The 4,942-nt window shown below is 46.7% G+C and carries 6 protein-coding genes; 2 read left to right on the forward strand and 4 right to left on the reverse strand.

What is annotated here, in order from left to right; translation table 11 throughout:
• Positions 1–199 precede the first annotated feature (199 nt).
• From epmA to ABD892_RS11725, 4 genes are all read right to left on the reverse strand, one after another.
• The gene (epmA, locus tag ABD892_RS11710) at positions 200–1,195 is read right to left on the reverse strand and encodes an EF-P lysine aminoacylase EpmA (protein WP_345195857.1); all 996 of its coding nucleotides are present in this window, start codon (positions 1,193–1,195) and stop codon (positions 200–202) included.
• A gap of 110 nt (positions 1,196–1,305) precedes the next feature.
• Entirely contained in the window at positions 1,306–1,875 is a 570-nt protein-coding gene (gene efp, locus ABD892_RS11715; protein WP_345195858.1) for an elongation factor P, read from the reverse strand.
• 238 nt (positions 1,876–2,113) lie between these two features.
• Complete coding sequence (locus ABD892_RS11720) at positions 2,114–2,530, reverse strand: YybH family protein (protein ID WP_345195859.1); 417 nt, start codon at positions 2,528–2,530, stop codon at positions 2,114–2,116.
• 210 nt (positions 2,531–2,740) lie between these two features.
• Positions 2,741–3,151, reverse strand: coding sequence for a hypothetical protein (locus ABD892_RS11725; RefSeq protein ID WP_345195860.1), 411 nt, complete (start codon positions 3,149–3,151; stop codon positions 2,741–2,743).
• A 307-nt stretch (positions 3,152–3,458) separates the two neighbouring features.
• Between ABD892_RS11725 and ABD892_RS11730 the strand changes: the two genes are divergently transcribed.
• Positions 3,459–3,743, forward strand: a complete 285-nt coding sequence (locus ABD892_RS11730) for a MerR family DNA-binding transcriptional regulator (protein ID WP_345195861.1) — start codon at positions 3,459–3,461, stop codon at positions 3,741–3,743.
• A gap of 900 nt (positions 3,744–4,643) precedes the next feature.
• Positions 4,644–4,832 (forward strand): hypothetical protein, encoded by a 189-nt coding sequence (locus ABD892_RS11735; protein WP_345195862.1) that lies wholly within the window; start codon positions 4,644–4,646, stop codon positions 4,830–4,832.
• Positions 4,833–4,942: the final 110 nt, after the last annotated feature.

The following is a 4,942-nucleotide window of genomic DNA, read 5'->3' on the forward strand; positions in this document are numbered from 1 at the left end:
CGGAGAGCGAAGCTCGTTGACAGGCGGCGCATTCTACAGCGTTTCGGCCTTGTGTCAATCGCTCGTTTCATCCTGTGGATAATCCGGCGTTTGACGACCGGGTCGCTAAGAAGCTGACCGCAACAGGAGGCGCATTATAGAGAGCTGACGCCTCCCGACTAGAGGGTAATTACACCTATCCTCTAATCATCGTCTTTTATCAGGCTCGATGAAAATCAAATGCCAGGACATCCGCAATCTGGCGGGTCTGTGCCATTAACATATGAAGCCGATCAATCCCCATAGCTACACCGGCACAATCCGGGAAGCCTCCTTTTAGTGCATCGACCATGCGTTGATCATAAGGGTAGACCGGACGCCCCAGAGACTTTCTTGCTTCCTGATCATTCCGGAAACGTGCATCCTGTTCTTCACCATCCGCCAGCTCATGATAGCCATTGGCCAGTTCGACACCATTAATGAACAGCTCGAACCGCGCAGAAACCTGCTGACCTGATTTATCCGTCATGATGCGAGACAGCGCTGACATGGAGGCCGGAAAATCATAGACATAAACACCTTCCAGCTGGTCGTTCTCATATCCGCCCAGCTCCGGTTCGATAACTGCCGAGAACAACAGATCCAGCCAATCGTTACGCGCCAGCCCCTGCAGTGAGGCGTCCACCTTTTCATGAACGAGTTTTTCGAGCGCCTGATCACTGGCCGTATGGGGATTAATCCCAAAATGCTGCTCAAACAGTTGTTGATAACTGTAACGACCCACTTCCCGGAAAGGCGTAACAGAAGAGAGTAACGACGAGACATCATCCATTAAGGTATGGTGATCAATCCCAAGCCGGTACCATTCCAGCATGGTGAATTCCGGATTATGGCGACCACCCGCTTCACCATTACGAAATACCCGACCCAGGTAATAAATATCCTCTGAGCCTGCGGACAGCAGACGTTTCATTGGAAATTCGGGGGAGGTATGAAGATAAACCGTCTGCCGTACAGTGGTTCCTACAGGACAAAATTCTGCACTGAAACTGTCGATATGCGGATCTACCGTGGCAGCACAGGAGAGCATCGGTGTTTCCACTTCCAACACCTGTTCGGCATGGAAATACTCCCGGATGCCCCGCAACAACTCGCCGCGCCGACGTAATTCAGAAAACGATGCAGACGGTTTCCAGTCGTCATGCTCTACAGCCATGGCAGCCTCAATGCTAGCTAGTCAGTTAAAAAATAGGTCAGGAGAAGATAGCGGATTTCGGGCAAGAAAAAAGGCGGGACAGGCCCGGACAGCAGCCCGGGCCGAACAGATTACTTCACTCGACCGACGTATTCACCGGTACGGGTGTCAATCTTCAGCACTTCACCTTCAGTGATGAACAGGGGCACCTTGACCACAGCACCAGTGCTCAGGGTTGCCGGCTTGGTAGCGCCGGTGGCAGTATCACCTTTCAGGCCCGGATCAGTTTGGGTAACTTCCAGGAATACGAAGTTCGGCGGTGCTACGGACAAGGGAGAACCGTTGTACAGAGTAACGGTGTAAACTTCCTGCTCCTTGAGCCAGTTGATGGTATCGCCTACGGCTTCCTTACTGGCAGCATGCTGCTCGAAGGAGCCATCGGTCATCATGAAGTGGTAGAACTCACCGTCGGTGTAGAGGTATTCCATATCCAGATCGATGACATCCGCCGCCTCAAGGGATTCACCGGACTTGAAGGTACGCTCCCAGACACGGTTGGTCATCAGGTTGCGCAGACGTACGCGGTTGAACGCCTGGCCCTTGCCCGGCTTAACGAATTCGTTCTCCAGAATGACGCAGGGATCACCCTCAAGCATCACCTTCAGGCCGGAGCGGAATTCGTTGGTACTATAATTAGCCATCAGGATTACACCCTAAAAAATCGACAATTATATAGACTCAACACTCATCCGTGAATTTTTATCCCTGCCGCTACCAAGGATAAGGGGTAAATCTATACGGGCTGAACGCTCCAACAGCCACAAACGAGCAATCCAGATACCTTGGAGCGCATGTATGTGCAAGAAAACCATCATATTGAAGGACAGAAGCGATGACGCGCTTCATATTAAAAGAGATGATTCAGCCCGTTTATCACTTCTAAAACCCATTGGGATTATCTATCCAATAGAGCCAACCACCCTCCTTGTAGATCATTACTTCCAGCGCCGTACCGGTGACCTCACTGCCACTTATCTTCCAGATCGATTTAATCAGTGCAGTATCGCCATTAATATGGATAGACGCAGATACGGTTTCAAGCGCAGTCCCCGTATCCATGTAGTGCTTTATTTCTTGAACAATTGCCTCTCTGCCTTCCAACAGGGAGCCCTGTTCATCAACGACGAAAACCGCGTTTTCATCAAACAGTGAGCCAATGCCCGCCAGATCACCCATTACAAAATAACTGCCGAACAAAGCATGAAGTTCTGATGGGGTCTGGGGCTTAGGATACTCGCCTGCCTGTAAAGCGCCGGAAGCCAATAATACCAGCGCAATCACTACTTGCTTTAACATCATGATCTCCTGAAACCATTGCCCAGATTAGACCATGTCATTCGCAATACGTTCCTTTATTAACGGAAGCAGGGGCTGGCTACATAACACCAGAAATCAACAGGGCGCTTAATCATTTAGTCCCATAGTTTCATTCAGATAATAAGTTGTCCGGCTTCTAACACGTACAGAAGCCGGACAATATGCTGTATTCAACCGGGATAAACTGCTTTATGAAGCACTCTCAGCGTCTTGTCTCGCCACAATAGCCTTAAGGGTCGCCTCTTCAGCTTCTACCGCAGCAGCCATGGCTAACTCAATGCAAGCCTCGGCATAATCTTCAGCACGTTCTGCGCGCTTAACCAGTTTGTCGTGCTCGTGATTCGCCTTCCACTGCTCGACCTGTGCCTTGATATCGCCTTTCTGTTCCTCAATCAGTGTTTTAAGTCGCTCCCTGGCTGCATCCGCTTCCTGTTTTTTTGCCTGAACCTTTGCTTTGGCTTCTTCCAGCCTGGAATGAATCCCCTCATCAATGGCACCTGAGGCGGCTTCAAGATTATTCTTTGTCGTTTTCAGTTGCTCCATAACAGCACCCAACTTGGTATCCAATGTCGTACGCATTCGCTCTAATGTATCGCTCACAATCGGACTCCTCTCTGCTTTTAATCCAGCAGACTGACTTCATGGTAATGCCTTAACAGGATAGATAAATGAATAAACAACCAATCCTTCTCACAATGGTGTGAGCCTCTCAGTTATTACTGGGTAAACCGTTATGCTCTGGCTCTACACCAGGCATTCGTTAATGCCAGGCAAACCCTGCGATTAAGGAAACCTTCCGTTATCCATACAGATGCGTGAGAATTGTAATGAAAATTCCATGATTCCCTGTTGACGCGTCTACAAGTGCAGGGCTGAGAATGACTCTTGTGCTCACGAAGGACGTCATATGCTCACGGTTACCCAGCTAGCCAGAAAGTACGATATCTCACGCACTACACTGCTTTACTATGAGCGTGTAGGACTGCTTCGCCCTCGCCAACGGTCAGAGAATGGTTACCGCTGGTATGGCGAGGGAGAAATCATGCAGGCCACTAATTTCAGTGAAGAAGACATGAAGAACTGGCATCATCAACTTGCAAAAATGGAACCCGATGCGCATCAGGAATTTCTTGAATCGCTGAAGATCGATAAAGATAAAATTGCAAATATCCGAGCCTGGTCCAAGCAATAAGTAAGATGTTGCACGTAATGCCTGTGTGGTATTACATGCAAACGGCCTCTATGAAACACTAAACCAGGTCTGGTTACGGGCTGTCCATCATTTCATGCATAAAACCGGAAAGACAGAATCACTCCTTTCATTTATTGGCCAGAACCCAGAATACTCAATACGGGCATCATACTGCCACACTACACACTACGGATGTACTTTTCTCTGAAGAGGCCCAGCAGACGTTTGTCCAGTCAGATATTGAGATAAATCCACAATACAGTGCATAAGACACCCTGCCAAATGTAGTAGAACAAACATCGTAAACACTGTTGCAATCGTCATTTTGTGCTTATAAAACACCTGGCATACTCAGCTTTGACCATACAATCAGCCCCGAAAGGGTCAGCGTTATCATGGCCGGAATCCCAGCCGGTCAGATATCAAACCGAAGATGGAAAAAGCAAAAAGATGGTTATCAGACTGTAGATGTTTTTATTGCGCATTTCATTCATGCTGGATGTTAATACTCGCTCACGCAACAATGCTGAAGGCATTCTATCGCACAGATATTATTGCCATGAACACAACTTGAGCGCTGATCCTGCATTAAACACCGGCCATTTTTGCAAAAAAAGAAATATAGCAAACAGGAATAGATATTAATTATTTATAAACTATTAGAGCGATTCGCGATATATAATTTATTTTATATTTAATCACCTTTGAATCTCACTTCACATTCACAAACTACACCTGTCACACATTGTTTTTATTGACTTTTTCATGCAACCCCAGTAGCTTATAAACATTAATTAAAAAGAAAAAATTTTTAATTTGAAAAGCTTATTTTGCAACTTAACATTAAGTGCACACTACTAATTTGCATCATTCTCACCAATAACGTTAATAAGGAGATCTATGCCTACATCAACGATAAAAAAGAACCGTGGTGCCGCACTCATTGAAATGTCATGTTTATTACTCATTGTTGTTTTTATTGTATCAATGGCATTTTATTCAACTACCGTTTACAACGCTAAACCTGAGAATCTTGGAGAAATACTGGCGTCTTATACCCTGAAAAAAGATGTGAACTCTGAGCATTAAAGCCAGAATGCTCTGCCTTATGAAGTACTTAAACCTTAACTCCCGCTTAACGATCTGAAGAAGTAAGGCTAAATTGAATGAAGAGAGCGTCCCCTGTGCTCTTCAGGCAA

The sequence above is a fragment of the Kistimonas scapharcae genome (genome assembly GCF_039540975.1).
Classification (GTDB): domain Bacteria; phylum Pseudomonadota; class Gammaproteobacteria; order Pseudomonadales; family Endozoicomonadaceae; genus Kistimonas; species Kistimonas scapharcae.